Here is a 25,580-nt window from a genome sequence, read left to right on the forward strand (position 1 = left end):
GCAGCATCTAGGCGAAACAGTGGGTCAAGTTCTGCACAAAGTTGAGCGCTTGTTGCGAATTGGAAAACAGGGCTGGATGCTCGTTCCTAATCTGTTGGCTAAGACTCTCGACCGACTGGGTTCCGTCACTATGAGATAACACATAGAGGATGGCTTTTCCGCGATCGCTTAAGTGCGGTTGATAATCATGGGCAGCTTTTCGGATGGTCTTCAGCGTCATCGGGACGCCAAAAAGGGTCGATTTCTGCTGCTGAGTTTGATTAAATTTGACGTGCCAAGTCCAATCGCCATGAGGCGGACGCTGAAGTTTTAAGCTAACGTCCTCCCCAATCTCGACATCAACCGGAGGATCGATCGGTAAGAAAGCCGCTGACCAGTGCAGCAAAGGTTCGTGGGGAGCTGTAGAAAGCCAAGTGTCTCCTAACAGCATGTTGAACCATCCTGCCCAGCCGTGGCAGGTTCCGGCTTCTGAGATCGTTGCTTTGACATCAACGTTGCAGTGGGTGCTAGTAGCAGTGTAAAAGTCTAGCGCCATCAATTTTGTTGGTTCTGCTAAGTACTGCGCGTTGGCTAACTCTCCACGGCAGTAGTGAATCGATTGACTCACATAGGAACGAGCGGGGCTAGGATCAAGGTTGAGATGTGGGGTTGACCACACGCCAATCTCATCTTCGTACAAGTTTGGAACAGAAACCGGGACGGCTTGCATGATGCCTGCTTCAGGAATGAGAACACCACCGGGCTTAAGATAGCGATCGCGGGCGTAAAATAGCGAAGGCAAGAGATCTTCCTCGATCAGAAAGTTACCCGTAAACACCGAGACGATGACATCTACAGGTTCTGGGATTTCTACCTCTTCGATCTTGCCGTGTAGACATTTCACGCGATCGCCAAATCCATTTTTTTTCGCGATCGCGTCGGCAACAGTGATGATATCTTCGGGTTCTACTAAGTAAACACGCTTAGCCCCTAATTGAGCCGCGAGCAAACCGTGAATTCCCAATCCTGCTCCCAAGTCGAGAACCACGCTGTCTGGGGTAATGACTTTCTTGAGCGCCTCTAGATACGCAAGATTTCGGCGCTCATCGAGCGCCATCGTTTGTTGACCTCGCACAAATGAATAGCTCATGGGGATTGCAATTCCTTCAACATAAACGTGTACACATCGGGCAAGCGATCAAAGGAGCGCGGATAGTACAAAGTTTTCACGGGAACCTGTTGTACTAACCGCACATAAGCATCCAGCAAATCCGGATGTTTGGGAAGAAATTCGTTGACATCATAGCCGTGGATCAGCAGATCAAAAATGGCTTGCGTGGCAGGTAGCGCTTCGGTATAGATTTCATCATCGCTTTCCGCTAGAAGATAGAGGGCACCAAGCGGAACGGGGTGGTGATGTTGCACTGCACCCAACTGCTCTGGAGCGTAGAAAATTTTGTAGGCTGTTTCTGCTGAAGCATCCAATCCTAACTGTTCTCCCGTTTCGGGATACAGCTTAATGCGCGGATTGCCCAAAGTTACGTGGTTACGATCGTCGACAACTAAAACGTCATCTGTGACAAAACCCGCTCCTCGACTTGCACAGTAGGCACTCAACGTGGATTTGCCCATACCTGAATAGCCTACAAAGGCAACCGCAACGCCGCGCAGCGAAACGGCATTGGCATGAATGGCAACTCGGCCCTGTAGGTTAAGACAAATTCCCGTCAGTACGCTGCTAAACCCAAGAACGAGTTCTCTAGCATCCAGTTCTTCTGCGCTCTCCCGAACTAGGACATGGATAGCAGAACCATTGGCAGTAACCCACGCTCCGATGTCTTCTGTCCAAGGCACCCAGTAGCGATCGCCAGTAGCACTCAACGATCGTGTTTCTGTTTCCACTTGATTTGGAACGCCTTCTAGGGTGATACCAATCTTTGGAGAAATGGAATCTAGTTCAGTTTCAAGAGTTTTAAGAAGAAGCTGCATAAACTTAGGCACTGGTGATAATGTCGTTTGAAATTACTGGGCTTAAAGTCTTGAAACGAAGGCATTGCATGAACGTAGAATTTGAGAAAACAGGTTAATTGAAGATGTAATTCATCGAGAAGCTAAAATAACTGAATTTTATGAATGTTGTATCTAAGCTATATTGCTGAATTGAATGCAACAAACTGTAGTATGTTCTTTAGACTCATATAACATTCATCTTGCTTCATGCTCAGACGCAAACCAAGAGGTTTACATTATAGGATTTATACTGATTTACACTATGGATTTAGACTATAGGGGATGTTCATAATTAGCTTATATTTAGTTCAGATTTTCTATAACCGTTGATTAAAAATTTAGAAGCTCAGGAAACGGTAACAGCAGTAAAAAAACCGCGAATTTTTAATACTACTGTTACCGTATATGGTACAACTTAGCCGAGTCTAAATTAGAGGATTAAGGTAATCCTACCTAAACTATAAGTTCCTAAATTAGCTCAGGATAACTGCACCTCATTTGAGAGCTAGGTCTAGAACCGAACTAGGACTTATGTTCCTCAGTTCGCCATGCCGCCACCGGGCGCCATAATCATCAACATGTTGGCACCAGCAAACCCAGCATCGGTATAACGACCAACGTTCATATTCTGAGTCAAGTCAACTAGCATTCCTAGTTGAGAAACTTTCATCGCTGAGTAGACTTTCTTGTTTACATCATTCATCGGAAAAACTCCTTCTATGTGTTAGAAATCGAAACGAATTATCGATAGAAACACCATCAATAAAATAACAGAAAAATTGCTTTGTTAAACCCTATTTCTACAATTACAAGAAACTTTTACATAAAACTATTATAAGTTAAAACTAATATGAGTTTTTTTATAACCATCAAGAAGCCTTAAATACCAATTTGTAAACGCAAAAAAGCTGAAGAAATGGTTTGCAGAATTATTCTCGAATGGCGTTCCAGGTGAATAATTTTTGACATATCCATTTCGATAGTGAAACAGGCATTCTTCTAGTTCTTTGAAATCAATTCTTCTTTGTAAAATGGGCGAAGATTTGATCTTTTCTAATAGCATTAATACAATTTCCCCTCGACCAATGCCCGCATATTTTAGGGGATCAAAATAGTTATTTTTAGGGCGCAATCTCACATCATCTGGCAAGGTCGTTCGATTTGCTTCTCTAAAGAAGAGTTTGTCGTGTTGAGAATTACTTTGCAGCGATGGATGGATGCGGAAGGCAAACTCAGTCAGTCGTTGATCTTGAAACGGTGACGTACTTTCTATTCCATGAGCCGCTAGAAGAAATTTATAGTTCTGTGTATCTCCAGGAAATAAGGCACCCTCAATGTTCGAGTTAAGGCTCGCTACCTGACCGTCAATTAACTGCAATTTGAAATATTGCTTCAACGCAGTTTGTACTTCAGATTGGTTAGCGTAAGCCGATGTTATCCAAGGTGGAATTGGGTTATATCGACGCTGACATCGCTTAAACCAGAGCAACTGCCACGCTTCGGGTAGAGATGGCAGAACAAATTGATTCCAGAGAGTCGACTTCCAATTTCCGTAGGTCATGAAGTAATGAAAAACCTGTCGCCAATTGTTAACTCCAGCTTGCTCTTTCAAGCTGGAGTAGCACAGTTCATCTCCCCAATCGCCAGTAAACATGAGTCCAAATCCATTCTGCTGCATCTGCTTCATTAACCGCAGTTGCATCGCGCTATTACACATCATGAGCGGATCGTCTAAAAATGGAACGGTGTCCCAAGGATCGCTAAATGTCCAAGCATCATCGCAGTTAACAGCGTGCCAATGGATTTGGGGATATCGTTGCAAAAAAGACTGGATAGATTGCCGCTCATCAAACTCTGGAAATACGGTGGTGATGGCTGAAAACGCATCGATCGCTGGTAGCTGATTTAAGAGCGAAACGGCGATCGTTGTCGAATCTAATCCACCGCTCAAAGTGGTGCAAACGGAACGGCAATTGCGGAGGCGATCGCGGACGGCACAATTTAGTAAGTGCCAAAACTGCTCGTAGTGCTGTTCAGCAAATTTAGGCGATAAATCCCGGTCGAGTGGTTCCAACCGAGCAATGCGCCGATGCTGCAAGTGTCCTCGTTTGACCACAAGCGCTGCTCCTGGCAACAATCGTTTAATGTCAGCAAACGGCGTAATCTCCGGAGGATGTGCTTGCAAATCGCACAGGGTATGGGCAAGGTAGAGGTCATCGAGTTGTGAACTGACGCAGGGATGGTGAAGCAAGCTCAGCGATCGCGATGATAGTAACAACGTTTGGCCATCCCAGTAGTAACAGATAGTGCGTCCTCCTACCTTGTCACATCCGGCAATCAGCACGTCTTGAACGGTATCCCATAGAATGAATACAAACTCACCAATCAGATAGCGCTGAAACTCTTCACCCCAGCGGCGGTAGCTCTCAAGGATCAGTTGGGCATCGGTCACGAGAGAACGTCCTGCTAATATCGCCGCGCGATCGTCCAGTCGCCCATCCCACACCAGCACACAGCCTTCTGCTTCAACCACGGGAGTTTCTAAGCAAGATTCGGGCGTGTTGAAAAACTGAGTGCGCCCTAAACTGATCTGGGCTTGGCGATCGTGCCAATCCCCTTTACCATCAGTGCCCAATATGGTGAGATCATCCAGCATGGTCTGCCAAGGAGTTTGCTGCTGGCTATTCCACGCCGCTAAAATTCCACTCATCTTTCACAGGGGATTTGTAAGGGGATCAAAACCGTCGTTCATGACCGCACCTGATCTGCTTCAGCAATCAGACCGAATGCCATTAGGTCTTGCAAAAATATCTGCAAATCTTGCAATACCTGCGATCGCTCAATGTCGTATTCTGCCAAAATCTGATCAACTGCAACTGCAAGGGGTTGCTGAGCTTGCAGGGCTTCCCAGAACGTAATACTGGTTTCATTCAGACTGTAATACGCTCCGTTGGGAATGTGCAGTAGGATCGCTTCGTGTTCAACTTGGCGATACAGCACATCATCATGAATCTGAAAACGCTGGTGATTCAGAAACACTTCATCGATTTTAAGTTGAGTTGGTTGCTGCATTGTTTTTCCTATTAATAAAAGTTTTCTGAGCAACTAAAGAATCATCTGCTTCGGATATTCATTCCTATCCGGAATCAAACGTTTAAAGCTGATCGGTTCTTCAAACGCAGCATAGAGCTCATGAACATCCGGAACATCATTCAAAACACTGCCCTGATATTCCACCCAAGCATGAGCTTGAAACTCACCGTTACATCTACGAACACCAATACGAAGGTCAGTCTCAATGCCTTGACGATGCAATAAGTACCACAGAATCAACGAGCGCTTGAGGCAGTTTGCCCAACGCGGAGTGTAGTAGCCTGCACGACTGACCAGATAAATGGTTTGGGCAATGCAGTGGAACAATTCAGAATGCACCGGAGCAGCATCATGAAACTGCTTAGCTAGGTGAGTTTGAACTCGTTGCAATCCCCATAGCTTAAGGGCAAGTGCGATCATTGGAAACAGAACTAGCGCCTGTAGAAAGAGCGAGCGTTCTTGCCAAGGCAGCCGTCTCCAAGCCTGCCATTTATGATCCAATCTCTCTAACCAACTTGTTGTTATGATCAAAATGCTACATCCATAACTAAAGTTGCCATTACAACCTGACTCAATGCACTAGCTGACTTAACCCATTACTTAGCTCGATCCATTACTTAACTCGACTCATTACTTAGGTTGACCCATTAGTACGTTCTCTCCAAACCCTTCTAATCCGGATATTCAACGCTACTTTACAGATTCTTCACACAAGTTTAGGTAATCTCTCGGTGCATTTCTACCAGCCATTCTGTCTGCTCTCAGCGTCAGATTGCTCTACTTCAACAGAAGGCGAATCGGACGAATCAGAGGATAGAGGAAATACAGAAAATGCGGGAGTGGCAAAAATGTCTGGTCGTTTGTATTAGGTTCAGCAATGCGACCAAGATGCCAGCGCCAGTGCTGCACTTTGTCTTGAGATTTTTCTAGAGTTTTGAGCTGAAAGAGAAAGTCTTGTAGAATCGGAAGCCTGTCTACTTTGCCAGAGAAGTCTAAGATCTGTTCACCTGCTTGTTGAGCGATCGCTCGAACTTTTCGATTCGACCGTATGGTGTGTGCAATCAATTCGGGCAGCTCTACGTCCAACAAGCTATTCGCTAAACACAACCCAGTTAGAAGAATTTGCGTTGCTCCAAGGTGCGCGGCTTGTGCCATTACAACGTCCCAATCCATTTGAGGATAAGATCGCACACACTCTGCCACATCACACACCCATTTCAGACGCTTCCAGCATTCTTTGGCACCATGCATACAGAGATATAGCAACAAGTCTTCTTGACCCAAACTAGGCACAGTTTGACCCTGCACCGCAATCAGTTGCCGACGCTCCCACAGTTCTTCAAAGGTGGCTTGGGTAGACAAAAAATGTTGAGGCAACAGTTTATGGTGCAAATCAATCATTGCAATACCATTGTTGAGTGGAAGCTCTCCCGATGAATTAACATAAGCTGCCTCTCTTGCATCGCTGAGATAGCGCCAGCCCCGCTCGTCTACTGCATATCCTTCCTGTTCGATTAGGAGCGCGATCGCGCGATCGAAGTCTTTTTCATGCACCAAAATGTCGAGATCCCCAAACTGTCGTAACCCCAAACCTTTGTATAAATTTGCTGCTAAAACTGCTCCCTTGTAAGGCAGCGCCAGAATTTGATGGGACTCTAAAAGGGATAGGGCTTTAAACAGTTGTTGGGTCAATGCGATGTTCCGTAGCGCGTAAGCTGTTGCCGTACGGCGCAATGAACTAAGAATGTCAGCAGGAACGGCTTCTGAACAAACTGCATTGAGGGACTGGTAGACCAACGAGGAGACCTCATGACGCTCGACAAGGTCAAGCAATAAATCCCAGTTCAGTGGTTCCTTGACGATCGTTCTGATTTCCTCGATCGTTTCTAGGTTAAGCGTCGTGCGAGCACTACACAACAGCAAAATCACTTCGGGACGCCGATCAAACACCCAAGACGGGCGCGAAATCTTCTTGTCCCTAGAATCTAGATTCCCTTCCTCAATGACGCAAAGCTGAAAATAGGTATCGACTTTCGATTGATTTGAGGCTTCATACGCCTGAAGACTTTTAAAGTGACGGATGATTAGAGTGAGTGGGTTAATACCCTGAGGAATCAACCAAGTGCACCATCGTATCAGCTTCCAAGTGTTGTAAAGCGACGTACGCGTTAGCCACTCATGAACGGCAACACGAGCTTCATCAAGCGCACCATCGTACTCTAGTTCAATTGGTTTCTCATGAAAGGTATAGGAATTAAAACCATGAATACCGCTAACTTTCTCGTTAGCAATTTCAATTCTGTCTAGGCGCGAAACTTCAAAATGATAGAGATCGTGGTAGGTCAACCAATGATGGCGTAGTTTGACCATCCGTCCAGCAATGCGAACCGGATCATTACTCACACATCCGAGCAGCCTTCTGACTCGATTGCTGATTTTCGGCTGCCAGTAGGGGCTGAATCGTTGGAATGGAGTTTCCGTGTTACCGCTTGCTGAGTTCATGACTAGAATCTGAGGTTTGTTGACTGGTTCTGACAAGTGCAGGACAAGGTTGCTTCAAGTTAGCCATCAAACTGTATAACAGATATAACTCGTGTCACTCGCGTCTCTGAGTGCTAACTTTGCGACAACAGCCCCTCTGACAAGTAGAAGTCTGATCGATAATCTAGACATCTAAAGGCACTAGGATCTGAATTGTACACAGTAGAGAAAGCACCCACCTACTAGTATACATAGAACTATTTATACTGCACTACTTTCCGCTGTCAGATCTATTGCTTTAGAGTTGAAAAACTAATTACAGATTCAGCGTAATGAACGCAGCAACAGCATACTATGGAGTTGCATTAAGCGTAGTGCTTTTCATTTATCTAGATTTTATTTGTAGGGATCTCCTAGCGTTTTTACTTTTGAAACTGAGTTGTCGCAACAGCTATCTACTGTGTAGATAGCTTAGTTGTAAATGGGATCGGTACACCGCTGAAAGTAAGGGTTGTTGAGTTATGCTGCATCTGATGGGGCATTCTGCCCCAGAGCCAAGTAATTTCTGCTGAGCCACCCGAGCCGCTCAGTCCAGATCCTTCTTATCATGTTAGATCTAAAATCAGATTAGATCTAGAAACAGATTAGATCTACAGCGGTTGCCGCTTGGATAAGCTACATGAGTGGAACTAAGAAGTTATTGTTCAGTGCTTCCCTGTGGCTTACTAACCTGAAAATCGCTGTAGAAACAGTTTTAGATCTAAAAACAGTTTTAGATCTAAAAACAGCTTTAGATCTAAAAACAGAATCTTCATGGAGATTTATAGCGTTAGCTCAAGATCACTTGTCGAACTTGAGGTGCGATCGCGCGCCAATCGAATTTTTGGCGAACATACTCGTGACAAGCCACACGGGAAGGTAATTGAATTGTCCCGGTTAGTAGGTCAACCAATCGAGCCGCGATCGCGTCAGTGCTTGTTGTCTCAGTGACCAACTCTGGAGCAAACGGAGTCATCACTTCGGGCATTCCCCCTACAGGAGTGCAAAGTACGGGCGTTCCACTCGCGAGCGATTCTAGGAGAATTAGCCCAAACCCTTCGAGACTCTGGCTTGGAACAACTGTTAGATCGGCGGCTTGATAGGCGATGGGTAGTTGTTCATCTGGAACATAGCCGAGGAGTTTGACATGATCCCTCAGCCCAAGCTGGTCAATTTGCTGCTCTAGCTGAGGTTTGATCTTGCCCTTGCCTGCGATCGCTAGCCAAACATCGGGAACGTGCTGTTTGACCTCGACTAGTGCCGTCAGCAAATTGTCGATGCCCATTCGATGAGCTAACCGACGCGGAGTAAATAGAATCGTGCGATCGCACGGAAACCCAAGCTGTTCGCGAGCAGCTTGGCGCGATAGGTTTGCTTGAAAGCACTGTAAATCGACGCCACCTGGAATCACATGAATCCGCTCCCAGGGAACGCGATGCATCTCGTGCAAGATTTGACCAAAGGCTTTGCTGAGAACAATGAAGCGATCGCAGCGTTGAAACACCTGATGTTCCATCCATTGTTTCAAGGCAATGTTGCAGCGCCCAAAGCCTTCCTGCTTACTCTCCATTGCCCAAGGCCCATGAAAGGTGAATGTGACCGGAACATCTTTAGGAAGCTGGTTGAGCAGCGGCAAGCTATAGAGCACAAAGTGCAAATTGATAGCATGTGGCGTTTGCATCTGCCGTTGGCTGAAGCGTGCCTGGCTCGACCAAAGACGCTGAGGTAAGGATGAGTGTGGTGTAGCCAAATTGGTGAACGCGATCGACGAATCCGTTGCATCGGGTAGGCCAACACCACACAGTTCGATGCGATCGTTTTGCTTAGAAAGGTGGTGAGACAGTTCGTAGAGATAACGATTGAGTCCACCGGGAGTCTTAGGAAACCAGCCCATGCCCACACATAGGATGTCAGCAGGTGATGTATTAACGGGGTAGTTCATGAAATGGTAGCCGTTTTAACTGACAAAAGTTGAGTTGGTAGAGCACTCTGTCAGTTGCTATCGAATCGTAGCCACATCTATTTCAAAAACTGTTGATTTTTGGTACTTGGCTTCTCCATTTTGAGCAGCAACATCAAGCCTTTTGGTCAAAAGCAATATCAAATTTTCTTAAACAGAAAATCGACGCTACAGGGAAGTGAAGAGCGGAGGGGAGGGAGTTTTTGCAGCAAAAAATAGTAAATTGTTTCTACCGCTCCTCGATTGAGAGTGCTGGGATCAAAACGTATCTGAGTCTCAAGCCCTGCTTGTTCTGCTAGCTGTTGAATTTTGTCATAGATTAGTACATCTTCAGGAACCTCTGGTCTTTTTCTGTTAACTCGTGCATAAGCAAGCTTGTAAAGATATTGCTTACAGGCAGGTTCGTGTAGATATAAACACACTCCTCCCTTTTTCAGGACTCGATGCACTTCTTCTAACGTTTTTCGATATTTAACAAAATGATGCGCTGACTCAAAACAAAAGATGAGATCAATGCTTTCGTCAGCTAGAGGAATGTCATAGGCACGACACTGTAGCTTTTCATCTAAAGTGGTTTTGAGAACGTATTCCCATTTGCTCGCAGATGCGATCGCATATTGACTAATATCAGAAGCAATCACATACTTTTCTGGAAATTTCCGTTTCAGAAAACAGGAAGCCCAGCCTTGCCCGGCACCAATCTCAAGAATGCGTTGCGCTGTTCTGAAGTGATGTTGATGGTAGTCAAGCTTCTCTAAAAAAATCTTAGCCTCGCAGAATTTGCTGACTAAATTTTCTACTGCCTCAGATTTTGGGCTCTCGACCGGAGAGTTTTTCCAAAATTCGATCTCAATTTGTTCCTTTTGCAGAATGTTCATAAGGCGAGTGAATAATAGAATGACTCCGTTACTTCAATCTTCAATTTGGACTGTCATTGTTCTGAAAATTGAATACTGCATCGTGGTGAATGCATTGTGCAACGCTTAAGATAATGCTGCTAAAAAACATTCAGCGATCACTCGATCAGATAGGCGAAACTTGTTCTGGTTGAGCAGCTAGAGAATTTGGTTTAGGGTCTAGGGAAGCAGGTGCAATCTTTCCTTGATTTGGAACAATCTGCTCTAACAATTTAATAAAGTCAGCAGAAATTTTTTCGGGAGCAAAGTGTCGAGCGGCTTGTTCTCTCGCTTGCTGACGTAGTTCTTGACGGTGAAGTTTGAGATCTGCAATCAGTTCCCGAACCTGCTGCTCAAATTGATCCATGTCGCCCGCCGGAAACTCGCGGCGACACTCTCCCTCGACCACTTCAGCAGAGCCGATCGCATCACTTACCACAACACACAGTCCTTGGCTTAAAGCCTCACCAACAACAATTCCACCCGGCTCATAGAGACTCGGCAGCAGCAAGATGTCAGCCGAGTTATATGCTTTAGAAACATCATGGTAATTCATCCCACCTCGATAGGTCGCCACCTTGGGATTGAGGTCTTTTAGGTGTTCACGATAGTCTGACCACTGTGTCTTGTCTCCAATCACCTCAATTTCAACCTGTCCTGCTAAATCATCTAACCGCTTGCTGAGTTCAATGATGTACTGGAGCCCTTTGCGAACACTGATTCGAGCCACAAATAGCAGCTTGGTGACGCTTCGACTTGCTGCCGCCGCGTCAGATGCCTGAACCTCTGCTAAGGGCTGAGGACGGGCAGATTGATAAAGCACAGCTTGGCGTTCAGGTTCAACGCCATAATCATGTGCAACTAAATCATTGAATCGCTGGCTCATGCCGATGATCAAACTGGGTTTCCGCAATTCGCGCTTTTGAACCCAAGCTCGATAGGTCAACATAACGCGAGTGATGTAGTGCATCCAGAAGTTCTCTGATTGCAGAGCATAAGCGCTCTCTAATCGATGCCAGCGCAGTTCGCCAGCCGCATGAACGCAGGGATAAATCACAATCGGCGGGAGACGATGGCGATTTTGACCTAGCTTAAAGAGCTCTGTTTGAGAGATTTGAACAATGCAATCATAAGGATGCTCAGCGTGGCGATCGATCAACAAATCGCATAAGCGCTGGTAGGCACGAGTACGAGAGATTGTGCCTGAGAGAAAAGCTTTGAATGAACTATTGCTGTACCACTTCCCCCACTGCCAGCGAGTCGGCGTTGAAACAAATTTCAGATTTGGATACTGTTTTGCCCACTCAGGTTCCCCCTCGTCAATGCCATAGCAGTCTATCTGAACCCCTGAATGGAGTACTGCCTGCATCAACATGACTGCGATACTGCCTACGCCACTTGTTCCGTGTACTCCGCCAAACCAAGCAATTCTCATTCTAATTTCCTTTCTAATGCCGTTCTACAACGATGAGATCTTCTGAAATGCCAAGCTGCACTTCTTTGTAAAGCTTGACTGTGTCTTGAACCATCTTTGTGACTGAAAACTTCTGTTGAGCTGTATTGCGAGCAGCTTCTGACATCTGCGATCGAAGTTGGTCTTGATCCAGCAGAAGTTGTAATCGATCTGATAGTGCTTCAGAATCATCAAATGGCACCACAAAGCCATTTAATCCCTCGTCAATTTGATCTTTAGCGCCTCCGGCTGGTGTTCGGATAGGAACTGCACCGCAGCACATTGCTTCCGCAACAGCCAATGCGAACCCTTCTGATCGACTGGGTAATGTGAAAACATCGGCAGCCCAGTAGGCTTCTCGAAGATGATCGACGTAGCCCAAGAATTTGAAACGCTCTGCGTCTTCTACACTCGTGAAAGCATACTCTTTAATCTGTTTCTCTTCAGATCCTGACCCCACGAACAAGCATTTCAAATTGATGTGTGGGGATTTTTCTCTTAGATGCCTCGCCGCTTCAATCAGCACATCGTGCCCTTTATTCCAGCTAAGTCTACCGACAAGAACGCAAACTTTATCAGATGGAGCAAATCCAAACTTTTGCCGAGCAGCCTGACGTTCATCAGAGTTGGGAACCCGGAAATAGTCTGTGTCAATTCCATGAAAAATTCTACGAATTCTAGTTTCAGGGAAGCCTAAATCTTGGCGTAAAAAGCTGGTAATTTCAGACGAATAGCTGATGAACTCCTCCGGGGAAAAAAGTCTTAGAAACAGCTTGTAGCGTTGTGTTTTGGAGTTTAGAGTTTCTGCCTTCAATGCCTTTGGATCGTCCCCATGAATAGAGGGATGATAAGTTGCTACACAACCTATGCCAGTTATTATTTTAAGAATTCGCGCAAGAACTAGCATAGAGTAGCCATGCGCGTGAAATAGAGAAATGCCATGCCGACTCACTACAGACTTGAGACGCCGTAAACAATCGATACTTGGAAAAAGAGGATTCAGATGCTCGAAGATTATCCATTCTTCAGCAATGTCTTGGAGCGCTTTGAAGCGACGAATGGAATTATGGTCGTAAGACACAGGACCTGTGATGAGCACCACATTCCATCCAGCTTTTTTAAGACCGTTTATGAGCGTCTCACAATGCGAAGAGACGCCATCATTGCAGTCGACTCGCTTTAAGAGAAATCCGATCGTTTTCTGATTGCTCATTAACTATATCTTTCCGTAATACATCCTCAGGGACTAGTTACCAACTTCTGGTAAAGAGAGAATCAAGACTTTAATTTCGATCAATGAATGCTCACATGTTCTTATACAAAGAGGCATCATTTTAGCTGTGGTTTCCATTCCTAGTTCTTGGATTGGCGATGCGATCAGGAAGTTTTTGTATATATCTTGATACCACAATGATATTGGGTCTGCTGGTAGGCTTAAGTAGGCCTATAGGCAAAATAGAAATTAAGTGGAAAAGCAGCAAAAATGCTTATGACTGAAAAGACATAGAACTTGGAGCTGTCCTGCTTTTCCGGACTAGAACTTACAGAATTTATCTCAAGATTGATCAGAATCTTTCAGCCGTTGGTGCTGATAGTATTTATCGGCCGCTAGGCCCATTGCCAAAAAGCCCCAAAGCATTACTCCGCTGACTCCTGTATTTGGACCATTGACCGGTATCCGCACTAGACTGCTTACAACAATCGCACGAGCTGCACCTGTAAAGGGATCAAAGCTATTAGCATTAGAGCCAAGAAACAGTTTGAAAACGAGTAGAAGTAGTCCACCAAAGTAGGGTAGCGTTCCTAACCAACCCAAGTAAAAGAACATAGCTAAGATCGTGTTATCTAAACTTCCGCCACCAATGCCTTCTCCAACCACGGTAGTAAGCGCCTTGCCAATGGAATTTTTGAAGTTATCTTGTCTGCCCGCAGCGCTATCATCTTCTTTCACATCTGAAAGAGTAGTTAACCGAGCATTGATGCGATCTGCAAAAGGTTCCATTGTTGCCAAGGGAACGACGCAAAGACCCATAATCAGGACGATGGCAACTAAACGCATCTGAAGCTTCGCTTTCGCAGAACCAACTAGCGCTAGCAATCCAGCTAACCAGCCTAGCCAACCAGCGCGAACCAGCGCTAGCAAAAAAGACATATAGCCTGCTACGGAAGCAGGAAGCACTAAAGGTCCTTTCATGGTGAGGAGCAACAGTAAGGCACCTGCCATAATTGCCGCAAACGGTTCCCCAGCTTGCATGGTGCTCCAGATGCGGGGAGCCTCTTGATCAGGGTCTCCAGAGGCAGAAACGAAGTTCGACTCAATCAGCCATTTGCGATCCCAATCAGGCAATGACATAAATTGGTATACACCGTAAATTCCCATTATCAGTACGCCCCACGCAAAAATACGTTGGACATTGTTGCGGTAGCTGGGGTACTCTCGCCAATTGGCAAAAAGATAGAAGCCAAACGATAAAGGAGAAAGCCAGTCTAAGAGGCTTCTGGCAACGATAAATGGAGACTTTTCAATCAGTCCAATGCCGAGACCGTAGATAACGCCTACTACAGCCAAGACGAAAGGTAAGCCTCCTTGACGACCGCTGCTAGGAAGTTTTTTCCAGAGCGTGATTATGCTCACCAAACTGACTAAGTAGGGAGCTAGCAGCATGGGACTTGGATCTGTGAAACTGCTGCGATAATCTGATACCCGTCTGATAAACGCAACCAGAAACCATAGCCACCAATTGAAACCGACGTATAGAAGGGGGGCGCGGTAATAGAGAAAGACACCAACTGCCAATGAAGCGGCGGGAAACGCAATGTTGAGGATCTTTCCTGCCCCTGCTGCAATACATGCGATAGTAAAGAGAGTTAGCGCAAAAATTGCAATCCATGCTGAGGCCGGTTGCAGTCCGGCAAAGGGGCTTTTTTGAGCAGATATAGAGGGGTTGGTCGTCATGGTAGTGGTTAGTTTGGGGTAGCGCAACCGAGCGATCGCACAACCCTAGATGGTTCTGCTGCGCGATGTGCCGACTGAATCAGCAAAAACCTCGCCACGCTGATTGATCAATTCTTTGTAGACCGCTTCATAACAAGATGCCATTGCCTCCCAGCTTAAGCGAGTTGCTGTGACCCGTCCAGCACTGCCGATCGATTTAGCAACGGCGCGATCGCGCTCTAACCGATTCAAGATTGCGATCATTCCATCAAGGTCATTACTGCTCTTCAACACAAATCCGTTCTCTCCGGAACAAATGAGCGTAGAGGCTCCAACAGAGGGGGCAGTGATCACGGGAATGCCACTGGCAAGCGCTTCGACAACAGCAAGCGAGAAGGGATCATAATGCGAAGGAAACGCGAATGCATCGGCTCCGCGCAAGAGAACCGGAATATCAGTTCGGTAGCCTAGAAAGTGGACGCGATCGCAGAGTTGCAACGCTTGCGCCATAGCTGGATATGGGCTTCCTTCTGTGACTCCAGCCACAACGAGATGAAGATTAGGATCGAGGTGAGGCAGCGATCGCAGTACCAAGTCCAGATTCTTGCGATTAAGCTTGATATCTCCTGCAAAAAAGATTAAAAATGCAGCATCAGACAGATTCAGTTCACGTCGCAACCGATTCTCTTCTCCGGTTTGCAGAGGACGAAATTCGTTCGGATCAACGCCATTGGGAATCACCGAGATTTTAGCGGCAGAAATTTTAGCATCCTCGACTAACGACTGTTTCACAAAGTCAGACACCGCGATCACCACCTGCGATCGGGCATAGGATCGTTGTTCCCAAACTGCATTGATTGCGGTATACAGCCATTGATAGGCGCTAGACAGCCCGTTTGAAAGCTGTGCAGGATGATAAGCGCACTTCAACCAATTGGAATGAACGAAATGGCTCGAATTGACATCAGCTGAATAGTACGTAATACAACCGTTGAGGTGAACAATATCGAACTCGTTGGCATGTTGATTCAGAATATAACGAGCCTTCAGCGCAAAGACCTGATTTTGCAGCAATGCACTGGGAACCCAAGCTGGAATCGGAACACGATTCCAAACGAGATTTGGTTTAGCCGCTAATTCTAAATCAACGTCGGTCGCAATCAACGTAACGCAGTGACCTTGCTGAAGCAGATAACGAACCAGTTCGTAATTTACGCGCCCTTGTCCATCCGTGTGGATTACCTTGTGCGTAACAATACAAATTTTCATCATCACCTCTCACTGCTGTTTTAAGGAGTCCAAACGTTGAGCCAAAGTTAGAAACGCTCAATCAGTACTGCACGATTGCTCATCTTCTCCAAATTTGGTAGTCACGTGTGGTCGCGGCGTTTTGTGTCTCCACGTTTGCCAACCTTGCGAGCGCCCCCGATGCGATGCCAGCCATTTCTGAACCGCCAACTGCTTTTCTTGAGGCAGAAATCGCACTAACTGCACGATCCCTCGATTGTCGCGTGTTCCGACCAAGGTCATCCACAGCCAGTAAACGAGTCGTTGCAGAACCGACAGATGATCAAGCACTACGACCACTTCGTTATGCGCTTGATTAGACCATGCCAAGGCATTAAAGTGAGCGCGTTGATCTTCGTCAAAACGATGCGCTGGATAGTGATCGACGGCAACGGCTGGATCATAAATCAGTTTCCAGCCGCGTCGCTTGACTGCCAAACTAAAGGCAATTTCAAAATGCACTTGTGCGCCTGTTCCTTTGAGGCGATCGTCAAAGTGTAGACTTGTGCTTCCTGCGGAAGTGGCCAGAGCGTTAATGGCGCTCTTGCGAAAACTCATGTTCACGCCTTTGAGAACGTCCACTTCGCGATCGCCGCCCACGCCAATATGATGATTGCCAATCACCCGACCAAACCACTGCACTTGTCCCACCGTCTGAGCGGAACCGCCTTCAAGCCGCGTGCCGTGATAGACCCAATCTCGACCGCCGACACCACCAACAGAGGGATCAGCGAGATAGTGCGCCTCAATCCGCGCTAGCCAATCGGTGTGGGGCGCAGCGTCATCATCGGTGAATGCAATAATGTCACCCGTAGCGTTGTCTAAGCCAGCATTCATAGCGGCAATTACGCCGGGAACACTGACCGTGACAGAGCGCAGGTTCAACAAACCTGTGTCAAACGACTCTAACCATCTCCAGGTTGGGGCATCTGTATCACGCACCACCACAATCACTTCATCAACAGGACGAATTTGCTGCTTCAAGGCATTGAGGCAGCGATTTAAATCATTCGGGCGGCGATAGCTGGGGATGATGACGCTAATAATCATTGCTCAAATCTCAAGTTGGGCGAACCAATAACGTTGCCATGCCTGTTGTAATCTTTCGACGAAATAGCCAGGGAAGAGAATTTGTCAGTTGCTCAAGTTGCTCAACCCACTTTTGCGGTAGTCGTTTCAGCAAATACTCTAATTTCAGATGACCGTGGGTGAGTGGGTTATTGAATACTTCAATTTCAGCAACTTGTAAGCCAGCCAGGTTTGCCAGTTGATCTACTTCATCTAAATGCAGCAGAAAAATGTGTCCATCTGCATCGGGCGCAAACTGCACAGCTTCAAATACAGAGGGATCAGCGCACTCTGAGAATTTAGGGAGCTTATTGCGGAAGTACTCGCCGTTGGGCGTTGTCATCACAATGTGACCACCAGGTTTGACTAATTGAGCGATCCTTCGCAAAAAGTCATCTGGGTGAGCAACATGTTCAATAATTTCGGCAATTAGAACCACATCAAAGCAGTGATCGAAGCCCAGTGTGAAGACATCACCTGCCGCGAAGTGCAAGGTTCCATACTCATGTTTGAGTTGAACGTATCCCGCCAGATCATCTCGCAAATCATTCCAGGTGACATTGTATCCTGCTTCAGCAAGCAACAGACTGAAGTTTCCCTGTGCAGCTGCAACGTCTAACACTTTTGCACCTGGTTTTGCCACCTTTTGGACTAATGCTAGGGTTTGTTTGAGTCGATTTTGGTAGGCATAGGTGTGACCTCGATGGGCATCGCTACCGTACACCTCCACCAAATCAAATTTGTAGCTATACTTCCAGGTGTCAGACCAAGTTGGGTCGAATTCAACGTTTTTCATAGCTCTACTCAGACTGTTACCGATATCAGGTTATCGATGGAAACCAACTTTAGGTCGCTCTCAACCATTGTGATCGTTGCCATAATCGTTCAATTCGCGATCGCTTGATGATTTCGGGTAACCCATTTAGAGATCGACGTTTCAATAAGTACAAGGTCAAGTGAACAAAGTAGACGCTGATAAATAGCAGCAGTTTTGATACATTCGGGAATAGATGTTTGTAGCGCTTGATGCCAACGTACAGCCGAGCGGCTTCAATATAAATTTCGTAATCGGTTAGATTTCCGATACTTGGCGAAGCAAGAGTGCCTTTGAGAAAGCAAATGTTTCTCACTTGTAGTTCGGGAACACTAAGGATGCGATATCCCCGCTTTAATGCTCGTAGACACAGTTCGGCATCTTCATACCCAAAGAAAATATTCTCATCCCATTGTTCTTGATCAAAAAAAGTACGGGGAAACACTGCTGCATGAATCACCACGCTTTCGGGTGCATCTGTTGGATAGAAATATCCTCGAAAAGATAGCTTTCCAGGTAAAAGAGCTTGACCATCTAAGTCTCGGCTGATGCCCGTTAAGATCGTACAATCGCGCTCTTGACTGGGCAATTGGGCATACTGCTCTAACGCTCGTGCAATAAAATCGGGTTCCACGCAAATATCATCATCAACAAACGCAACCAAATCTCCCTCGGTTACCGCATTCACGGCATTGTTGCGATTTCCACAAACGCCTGTGCGGGGACCTGTAATGTACCTTGTGCTTGGATAGCGTTTTACAACTTGCTCTGTTTGCTGTTGGCGTTCGGGGTCAGAAGAATCATCAGAGACAATGACCGAGCAGGGTTGAACGGTGGAATTCCATAGGGCTTCTAGACAGGCATTCAGTTCCTGGGGTCGGTTTCGGGTTGTAATACAGATTGACAGTTGCATGGGTTCGTTTTCTCCATCTCATGAGCCGATCAGGAATCCTGCACTCTTCGCCCAAAATCGAGCGAGGTAATTCACTCGTTCGCGCCAGTTGTAGAAGCGCCAGCTTAGAATCAGATTTGAAATCGCCACGGCTTCACTCAAATTCCACTGCTTTTTCAAGTAGTAGCGCGATCGCCGATATTGAAGATTACGCGCTAAATCGACCCGAACCGGATAACTGATGTTGTCTAAGAAGTCGTTGAGGTAGCGATTGGTCATTTCGATGCCGCTGAGCGATCGCAGTTGCTTCTCGAGCGAAACCGAATCATCGGCATGATTGTTAGACCCATGAATCCGGTAGCTCGCCAGCACTTCATGTATCCCTTCAATTGATCCGAGAAAGGCTGTGCAGTAGACCAAACAGCCATCGGCACAGAGCCGCCATTTCACCGCATCCATCGGCAGTACTTTTGCTAATGCACTGCGCCGATACGCGAGTCCAGATGTGGGCGGGTAGTTCCACGCATGTCCGGTGTCGAGAACAATGTTGGCTAAATCTCCATTGGGGAGCCACTCATTACTGAGGTCATCAATTACGTTGTCATCCGCGTCAATTAGATTTAACGGATGCATGACGCCAGCAATGTTAGCGGCGCTATTAAACTTATCCACAATTCGTTGTAGTTTGTGGGGCTTCCACACATCATCAGCATCGAGAAATGCGATAACGTCTCCGGTCGAGGCTGCAAACGCGGTATTGAATGCGGCTCCCTGTCCTTGGTTTTCTTGAAAAATCGCTTTGATGATGTCGGGTGCTTTCTGTTGGTAGTCAGTGATCACTGTGCGGCTGTCATCGGTCGAGCCATCATCGACAATTACCAGCTCGATGTTGGCATAGGTTTGGGCCAGCACCGATGAGATCGCATCGGGCAGGTATCGAGCATAGTTGTAGTTCGAGATAATGACGGAGACTTTCATAAAGATTAGCAAGTTTCAACAGGACATTTAGCGCCCGATGGATTAGTTTCAGAGAATGCAGTCAAAAGGCTTTGCCCAAACGCGGGTCTTGAGAATAAACGATTCGCACGACTCCAAGCTGCCTGCCGTTGAGCCAATGAATTACTTCGGCTCAGTTCATGCACTTTCTGTCTAAACTCTTGGCTGGAACTCAAGGAGTAAAGCATCCCTGCATCACCGACAATCTCATCAAAGGGAGAGAGGTTGGGTGCAACAATGCTCAATCCCTGACCCATTGCTTCAACTAGAACATAGCCCCAATCATCCAGACGCGATCCAAACAAAAAGACATCCTGTTCAGCCATCACGTCTTGAAGTTGGTCACGAGGAACGCGCCCGATAAACTCTGCTGGGAAATCATTGCTACAGACCCAATGTTGAAAAGCATCACTGGCAGCACCTGCCAGAGTAAGCTTAAAGTTAGGTTGACTCTCGGCTTTGAGCGCATCAATCATCCACTTCACTCGTTTGCGGGGATCTTCTAGATTCTCAGCCGCAATCAAAAGCTTGCAGGGCGACGTACTAGAAGTCGGGATCTGATTTGGACGCACAAGCGTTCCAGGATGAACTACATGAACGCGAATATCTTGAGCCATAAGTTCGCGTTCTAGCTTATGAGAAACAGCCAACACAGCTGTGACGCTCCGGTAAGCAGACCAATCTTTTCGCCACCATCCCAAGAAGCTAAGTCCGGTACGAACCGCTTCTTTTGAAAAACTCCATCCTGTAGACGTGCCCACTTTAGCTAAGTATCCCATCAGTGAGGTTGGATATGCCCAGCCGACTACATATTGTGGAGTCGAGATCGTAGGATGTTGTAAACTTGCCATGTTCAAGAAATAGGCGGAGGGTTGAATACCTCGTTGTTGAAGATGATGGTGTAGAAGATTTAGAAAATTGCTGGGTTGACCAGATAGGTTACTTACTTCCTGCCTAATCCTTGAGAAAAGCTGGCTGCTCGGTTGAGAATAATCTTGAGGATTAAAGCGCAAAATATCAACAGCAGGTGTTCCGGGCAGTTCGATATCTTCTGCACAGATAAGCAAGACAGGCTGGCCGAGTTCGTGTAGAGCATGGGCAGCTTCCCAACACCACGAAGCCATTCCGTTATAATTGGCTAAGTAAGCAATCACAAACATATAAATTCACCATTAAACCTACTAAACTGCTTGCTTTTAAGTTTCAGATTCTCTACATAATATGGAATATCTCTCATTCCGAACCAACCTTAAACTTCGATGATTTTAGATCTTTGGAATTTTGTCCAAATAGCGATTAGAATTGTTCTCCAAGGTTTAACCAACTTAGCTTTAGAGTATTCTTCAACCCTTACTTTGTCACATTCAAGGATGTAGTATCTGATCCTATGAGATGTTCCTGTTTTCGCCTGCTCGTTGTATCTTATCGTTCCTAAAACTTGCTGAATTGAAATTGAAGGCGAATAATTAGAAAAGTGCAGCCATAGTTCTATAGTCTAGAGCTAGATAAAAAGGCTTTACACATACTCTTATTCAATCCCGCAGTTCGCGAGTTCAAAAGGTAAAAACCTGATGAACAATCAACTCTAGCGTGGAGTAAATCTCTTCGCGAGGCTGATATCACAATGCCAGAACATCAAATTGTGATATCAGTAGATTACTTGATCATCGAAATACTTCAACAAGCATTGCTATTGGAAATGATAGGAATTCTCCAAGCAGAATCAGGATCTAGTGAGACAATGGTGGCGTGCTGGATAGATTATCGAGGAATTCTGTAATCTCTTGAACTGCGAGTAGTTTTCCTCGCTGACTTGCCTCATAGAAGCGGTGTTCTCTAGAATACCTTTTGAAAAGGTGATAGAACTGGCGTAGCTTTCCGCGCAATGAAGAATTAGAAGACATAGCAGACCAATTTGGGTCACCTCGCAGAAAATCTAGTACGGCGTTGGAGTAGTGTACTCCCTCAATGAGCTTGAGAAAGTAGCTTTCTTGGAGCCGTTGCGCTGGAATCAAATGCGTAAGTTTCAATGCTGGAAACAGCCCAGTTCCCAAGTTTAGGTCGTGCGCGGTAAAAGCGAGATCGCTATCTCCGCCAGAAGTAAGCCGTTGCCCTTTTCGGTCAAGTTCGAGCCGTTTAGGATGATGAAAGACTAGCTCAGCGTATTTTTCAGCTACAAGCTTACGCACACACAATCCCGCTCCACAAGGAGTTGTTTCGTAACTATAGAGATTTGACCATTTGTTATGATCAAATTCTCGAATTGCTAAAAGAATTAAATAAGGCTGTGCCCAGTCGGGGGGCGGAACTTCAAATTCACCTTGAGTTTGTCCGCCCCAAGCTCCTACGAAAGGAAAGTTTTTACTGATTTGCAAAGCAATCTCAAGGTAGTCCGAATTTAAGACATTATCATCATCGACAAAGATCAAAATTTCCGCTTCTGCTTCTCTAATGCCTCTCAGACGGGCAGGAGTTAGACCTAATTGCTCTTCTCGAAGACAGCGAGCTTTAGGATGCCAACTCAAATCAATTTCGGCATTTAGAGATCGATCGCTGGCATTATCAATAATTAAAAGTTCCCAATGCTCGGTCGATAAGGTCTGATCTTTAAGCGCATTCAAAACCCTGTCAAGATAATGACGACGAGGATTATGGGTACAAGTGATAACGCTGATGGCTGGTTTCATGGAGAGTACAATGGTAATTTAGTGTAACTAGTGTCCTTTTTGAAATAGCTAGAGTGCAATTACTTCGCCCTCTATTAAGTTTGTCTTTTTCTATTTCCCATAGCAGTTCATTTAGTATCTAATTTGCTCACGCTCAGTGCTGAAGTTGGTGATAATTCCAAAGCTTGCCGCGTTGAACCAACAAATCCTGGTAGGTTCCCTGTTCGACGATATGCCCCTGCTCAAGGACAACAACCTTGTCGGCACGAACAATGGTAGACAGTCGATGCGCGATCGCAATCACCGTCCTTCCCACTGACAAGTCTTCCAGCGACTTCTGAATCAATTGCTCCGACACAGAATCGAGCGCACTGGTCGCTTCATCCAGAATCAAAATTTCGGGCTTGCGGAGTAGCGCACGTGCGATCGCGAGGCGCTGTCGTTGTCCGCCCGATAATCTGACCCCGCGATCGCCAAGCAGTGTATCAAATCCTTCTGGCATATCCTGAATAAATTCCAGTGCATTTGCCAATCGTGCTGCTTCTATGATCTCTGCTTCCGTTGCATTATCCGTACCGTAGGCAATATTGTTGAAAACAGTGGTATTGAAAATGAATGTATCCTGACTCACAACCGCTAACTTACGGCGCAGTGAGGTAATTTCAAACCGCCGTATATCAACGCCATCGATCAAAATTTGACCTTGGGTGGGATCATAAAATCGTGGAATCAGATCCGCTAACGTTGTTTTACCTGCGCCCGATGCTCCAACCAGCGCCGTCATCTTGCCCTGCTCAATACTTAGGGTGATGTCACGCAGCACGAGATTAGTCGGTTCGTAGCCAAAATCAACTGCCACCAGATCAATCGATCGCTTCAACCCCGGAAACAGAACAGACCCATTCTGAAAGTAGTCCTTGTCCTCCGATCTCAGCAGCGCCTTCACGTTGTCGGCTGCCCCCTTCATGAAACTAAGATTGGCTCTTGTACTGTTAAACTCTTGCAAAACAGGGACTAGCCGAAACAAGACAAAGAAGAACGTAAGCAGGGAGCCAACCTGTAGCGCTCCGCTTGGCACTAGAACAGTGTATCCCCACGCAATGAGTCCAATTAAGATCGTGGTTGAAAATCCCTCTCCTAGGGGTTTAACCGAGGTCATCGCCGCGACCGCTCGGCTCGATGTACTAACAATTTCACCACTGGCACGGTAATAGCGCTGTCGTTCAAAATCATTCGTCGCAAATGCCTGAACCGTGCGAATGCCATTAATTAATTCGATCGCGATTGACGTAAACCGACCACTAGCTGCTGATACGGCAAATCCGGTTTGCCGCACCCGTTTGTTTAGGGTTGATAACGCAGTGGATAACAAACTCAGCAACAGCAACGAGATTAGCGAGAGTTGCCACGAGATCAAAAACATAGAGATCAAGTAAGTAACCGTCGCTAGTATCCGAGTTAGAAGGTACGCAATACCACCAAAAATTGATTTCAGTTGCTCAGTTTGAGTAGTAATGGTGTTGATCAATTCGCCCGAACGAGTTTTTGCAAAATAGCTCAGTTGAACCGCTTGAAGTTGCTCAAAAATCCGTTTACGCAAACGATCAAGTAGCTTTAGCTGAGTCCGTTCAACAAACACGGCCGACAAGTAGCTAAAGGCAGCCCGCATCCACGTGGTCAAAACAATCACTATCGAGATTCGATAAAGCTGACTCGTAGCCGATGAATCAGTTCCAAAAATCAAAGCGTCCAGTCCGCCCATTCCAGTCTTGGCAACTTTAGTGCCAGGAGTCGTCAGACTTTGCAAAAACGAAAGCAGTAGACCGATGCCAACCCCTTCAAGAAGCGCAGCTAGCAACGAAAACACGATCGCCAAGATTGCAAGTTGAGGAAAGTATTTAAATTCGCGTAAGATGATGTAGTTATTCTGCCAAAATGCCGTAGGTTTTAATAGCTTGCGAAGTAAGTTAGAAAATATCAAGGACATGGGTCATACTCTAAAAGTGATCACACTGCTACGATCAGTTCTGTAGCTCTAAAGTTCAGTTGGTGTGTTGAGTCATTATTTGGATTAGTTTTCGCCAAATCGCTCTCCAAAGCGGAAATCGCCAACCTGCCCACTCAGTTTTATCTAAGTATTTATAGAACCAGTCTTGCTCAGAGTGATGACGGCAATTCCAAGGTTTATACCCAGCTGTGAAATGAACAATGTAGGGCTGGTTTGTAAGGTTGTTAAACACTGTCTCTGAGAATGGGCTATCTTCCCAGGAGCTGAACTGGTGAAGATATCCTTGACTGTTCCATCGAGGATCTAGCTCTCCCCACTGCCCCGCTAAAGTAACGTTTAATCCATCTTGATCATGGTAGCGAACAAACTCTTTATGCTTCGTGAGATACTCCAGCGTTCTCGCTCCAATGCTTTCGGTTCGCCATTTCTCAAGGTCGATCAACAGCACTCCTGAATTAAAGTACTTACTGGTGCTGGAAATTCCTAAGCTCTTGTAATTTAATAGCCCTACTGCTGCATCAGGGAGAGCAAAATCCTGAACTGCTAACACACAATGCCCGTGGAAATCAGTGTTCCACAAGAGGTCAATATCAGCATCAACCACTAAATCTGAGTCAAGATAAATTACCTTGTCGAGATGATCCGGCAAGAGATCGGCAATCAAGAGCCTATAGTAAGCAGCAATTGTAATATGACGTGAAATGACCATATCTTTCAAGAGGTCTTCTGAGGGCGTTAACCAATGCACCTGACAACGACTCTGATCGATAGATTTAAGGATCTTACGTTTACTAGAGTCTCGAATTCCGCCATCCAGTACAAATAGTTCCAATCGCTTAGCTAAATTGAGATTTGCAAGTACTGAGTAGGCAAGCGCTGCAAGTGGCATCGCGTAGTTATCATCGGCAGCACAGACAATTGAAATCGTTTGAGCACTGCAAATTGGTACGTCTAGAGTAGTTGGCGTAAATTGGCTCGAATGGGTTCGATTTAGCATGGTGAT

The 25,580-nt window shown here is 46.0% G+C and carries 21 protein-coding genes; all 21 read right to left on the minus strand.

Annotated features, from left to right (window positions below):
• Nucleotides 1-7: 7 nt before the first annotated feature.
• Nucleotides 8-1,129: a methyltransferase domain-containing protein gene (locus AC5I6P_RS16140; protein WP_495694796.1), complete on the minus strand. Its 1,122-nt coding sequence runs from the start codon at nt 1,127-1,129 to the stop codon at nt 8-10.
• On the minus strand, nt 1,126-1,968 hold the full coding sequence (locus AC5I6P_RS16145; protein WP_495694797.1) for a hypothetical protein: 843 nt from the start codon (nt 1,966-1,968) through the stop codon (nt 1,126-1,128). Before AC5I6P_RS16145 ends, AC5I6P_RS16140 begins: the two co-directional genes overlap by 4 nt.
• 559 nt (nt 1,969-2,527) lie before the next feature.
• The gene (locus AC5I6P_RS16150; protein ID WP_495694798.1) at nt 2,528-2,692 is read right to left on the minus strand and encodes a hypothetical protein; all 165 of its coding nucleotides are present in this window, start codon (nt 2,690-2,692) and stop codon (nt 2,528-2,530) included.
• A 129-nt stretch (nt 2,693-2,821) separates the two neighbouring features.
• Entirely contained in the window at nt 2,822-4,699 is a 1,878-nt protein-coding gene (locus AC5I6P_RS16155; protein ID WP_495694799.1) for an asparagine synthase-related protein, read from the minus strand.
• Between the two features lie 38 nt (nt 4,700-4,737).
• A complete protein-coding gene (locus tag AC5I6P_RS16160; protein WP_495694800.1) occupies nt 4,738-5,061 on the minus strand; it encodes a PqqD family protein in 324 nt (107 codons plus the stop codon).
• Nucleotides 5,062-5,094: 33 nt separating this feature from the next.
• Nucleotides 5,095-5,613: a lasso peptide biosynthesis B2 protein gene (locus AC5I6P_RS16165; RefSeq protein WP_495694801.1), complete on the minus strand. Its 519-nt coding sequence runs from the start codon at nt 5,611-5,613 to the stop codon at nt 5,095-5,097.
• 246 nt (nt 5,614-5,859) lie between these two features.
• Entirely contained in the window at nt 5,860-7,584 is a 1,725-nt protein-coding gene (locus AC5I6P_RS16170; RefSeq protein WP_495694802.1) for a nucleotidyltransferase domain-containing protein, read from the minus strand.
• Nucleotides 7,585-8,392: 808 nt separating this feature from the next.
• Nucleotides 8,393-9,544 (minus strand): glycosyltransferase family 4 protein, encoded by a 1,152-nt coding sequence (locus AC5I6P_RS16175; protein WP_495694803.1) that lies wholly within the window; start codon nt 9,542-9,544, stop codon nt 8,393-8,395.
• A 158-nt stretch (nt 9,545-9,702) separates the two neighbouring features.
• A complete protein-coding gene (locus tag AC5I6P_RS16180; protein ID WP_495694804.1) occupies nt 9,703-10,440 on the minus strand; it encodes a class I SAM-dependent methyltransferase in 738 nt (245 codons plus the stop codon).
• A gap of 145 nt (nt 10,441-10,585) precedes the next feature.
• Complete coding sequence (locus tag AC5I6P_RS16185; RefSeq protein ID WP_495694805.1) at nt 10,586-11,893, minus strand: glycosyltransferase family 4 protein; 1,308 nt, start codon at nt 11,891-11,893, stop codon at nt 10,586-10,588.
• A gap of 13 nt (nt 11,894-11,906) precedes the next feature.
• Nucleotides 11,907-13,124, minus strand: a complete 1,218-nt coding sequence (locus tag AC5I6P_RS16190; RefSeq protein WP_495694806.1) for a glycosyltransferase family 4 protein — start codon at nt 13,122-13,124, stop codon at nt 11,907-11,909.
• 342 nt (nt 13,125-13,466) lie between these two features.
• On the minus strand, nt 13,467-14,867 hold the full coding sequence (locus tag AC5I6P_RS16195; protein ID WP_495694807.1) for an O-antigen ligase domain-containing protein: 1,401 nt from the start codon (nt 14,865-14,867) through the stop codon (nt 13,467-13,469).
• A 45-nt stretch (nt 14,868-14,912) separates the two neighbouring features.
• Nucleotides 14,913-16,118 carry a glycosyltransferase family 4 protein gene (locus AC5I6P_RS16200; RefSeq protein ID WP_495694808.1) on the minus strand — a complete coding sequence of 402 codons (1,206 nt, stop codon included), beginning with the start codon at nt 16,116-16,118 and terminating at the stop codon, nt 14,913-14,915.
• Between the two features lie 54 nt (nt 16,119-16,172).
• Nucleotides 16,173-17,183: a glycosyltransferase family 2 protein gene (locus tag AC5I6P_RS16205; RefSeq protein ID WP_495694809.1), complete on the minus strand. Its 1,011-nt coding sequence runs from the start codon at nt 17,181-17,183 to the stop codon at nt 16,173-16,175.
• 10 nt (nt 17,184-17,193) lie between these two features.
• Nucleotides 17,194-17,997, minus strand: coding sequence for a class I SAM-dependent methyltransferase (locus AC5I6P_RS16210; protein ID WP_495694810.1), 804 nt, complete (start codon nt 17,995-17,997; stop codon nt 17,194-17,196).
• 49 nt (nt 17,998-18,046) lie between these two features.
• Complete coding sequence (locus tag AC5I6P_RS16215) at nt 18,047-18,928, minus strand: glycosyltransferase family 2 protein (RefSeq protein ID WP_495694811.1); 882 nt, start codon at nt 18,926-18,928, stop codon at nt 18,047-18,049.
• A gap of 18 nt (nt 18,929-18,946) precedes the next feature.
• A complete protein-coding gene (locus AC5I6P_RS16220; RefSeq protein ID WP_495694812.1) occupies nt 18,947-19,885 on the minus strand; it encodes a glycosyltransferase in 939 nt (312 codons plus the stop codon).
• A 5-nt stretch (nt 19,886-19,890) separates the two neighbouring features.
• On the minus strand, nt 19,891-21,027 hold the full coding sequence (locus AC5I6P_RS16225) for a glycosyltransferase family 4 protein (RefSeq protein WP_495694813.1): 1,137 nt from the start codon (nt 21,025-21,027) through the stop codon (nt 19,891-19,893).
• A 606-nt stretch (nt 21,028-21,633) separates the two neighbouring features.
• The gene (locus AC5I6P_RS16230; protein WP_495694814.1) at nt 21,634-22,590 is read right to left on the minus strand and encodes a glycosyltransferase; all 957 of its coding nucleotides are present in this window, start codon (nt 22,588-22,590) and stop codon (nt 21,634-21,636) included.
• Between the two features lie 133 nt (nt 22,591-22,723).
• Entirely contained in the window at nt 22,724-24,556 is a 1,833-nt protein-coding gene (hepA, locus tag AC5I6P_RS16235) for a heterocyst formation ABC transporter subunit HepA (RefSeq protein WP_495694815.1), read from the minus strand.
• A 55-nt stretch (nt 24,557-24,611) separates the two neighbouring features.
• Nucleotides 24,612-25,574, minus strand: coding sequence for a glycosyltransferase family 8 protein (locus AC5I6P_RS16240; RefSeq protein WP_495694816.1), 963 nt, complete (start codon nt 25,572-25,574; stop codon nt 24,612-24,614).
• Between the last annotated feature and the right edge of the window lie 6 nt (nt 25,575-25,580).

The sequence above is a fragment of the Myxacorys sp. genome (assembly GCF_059501405.1).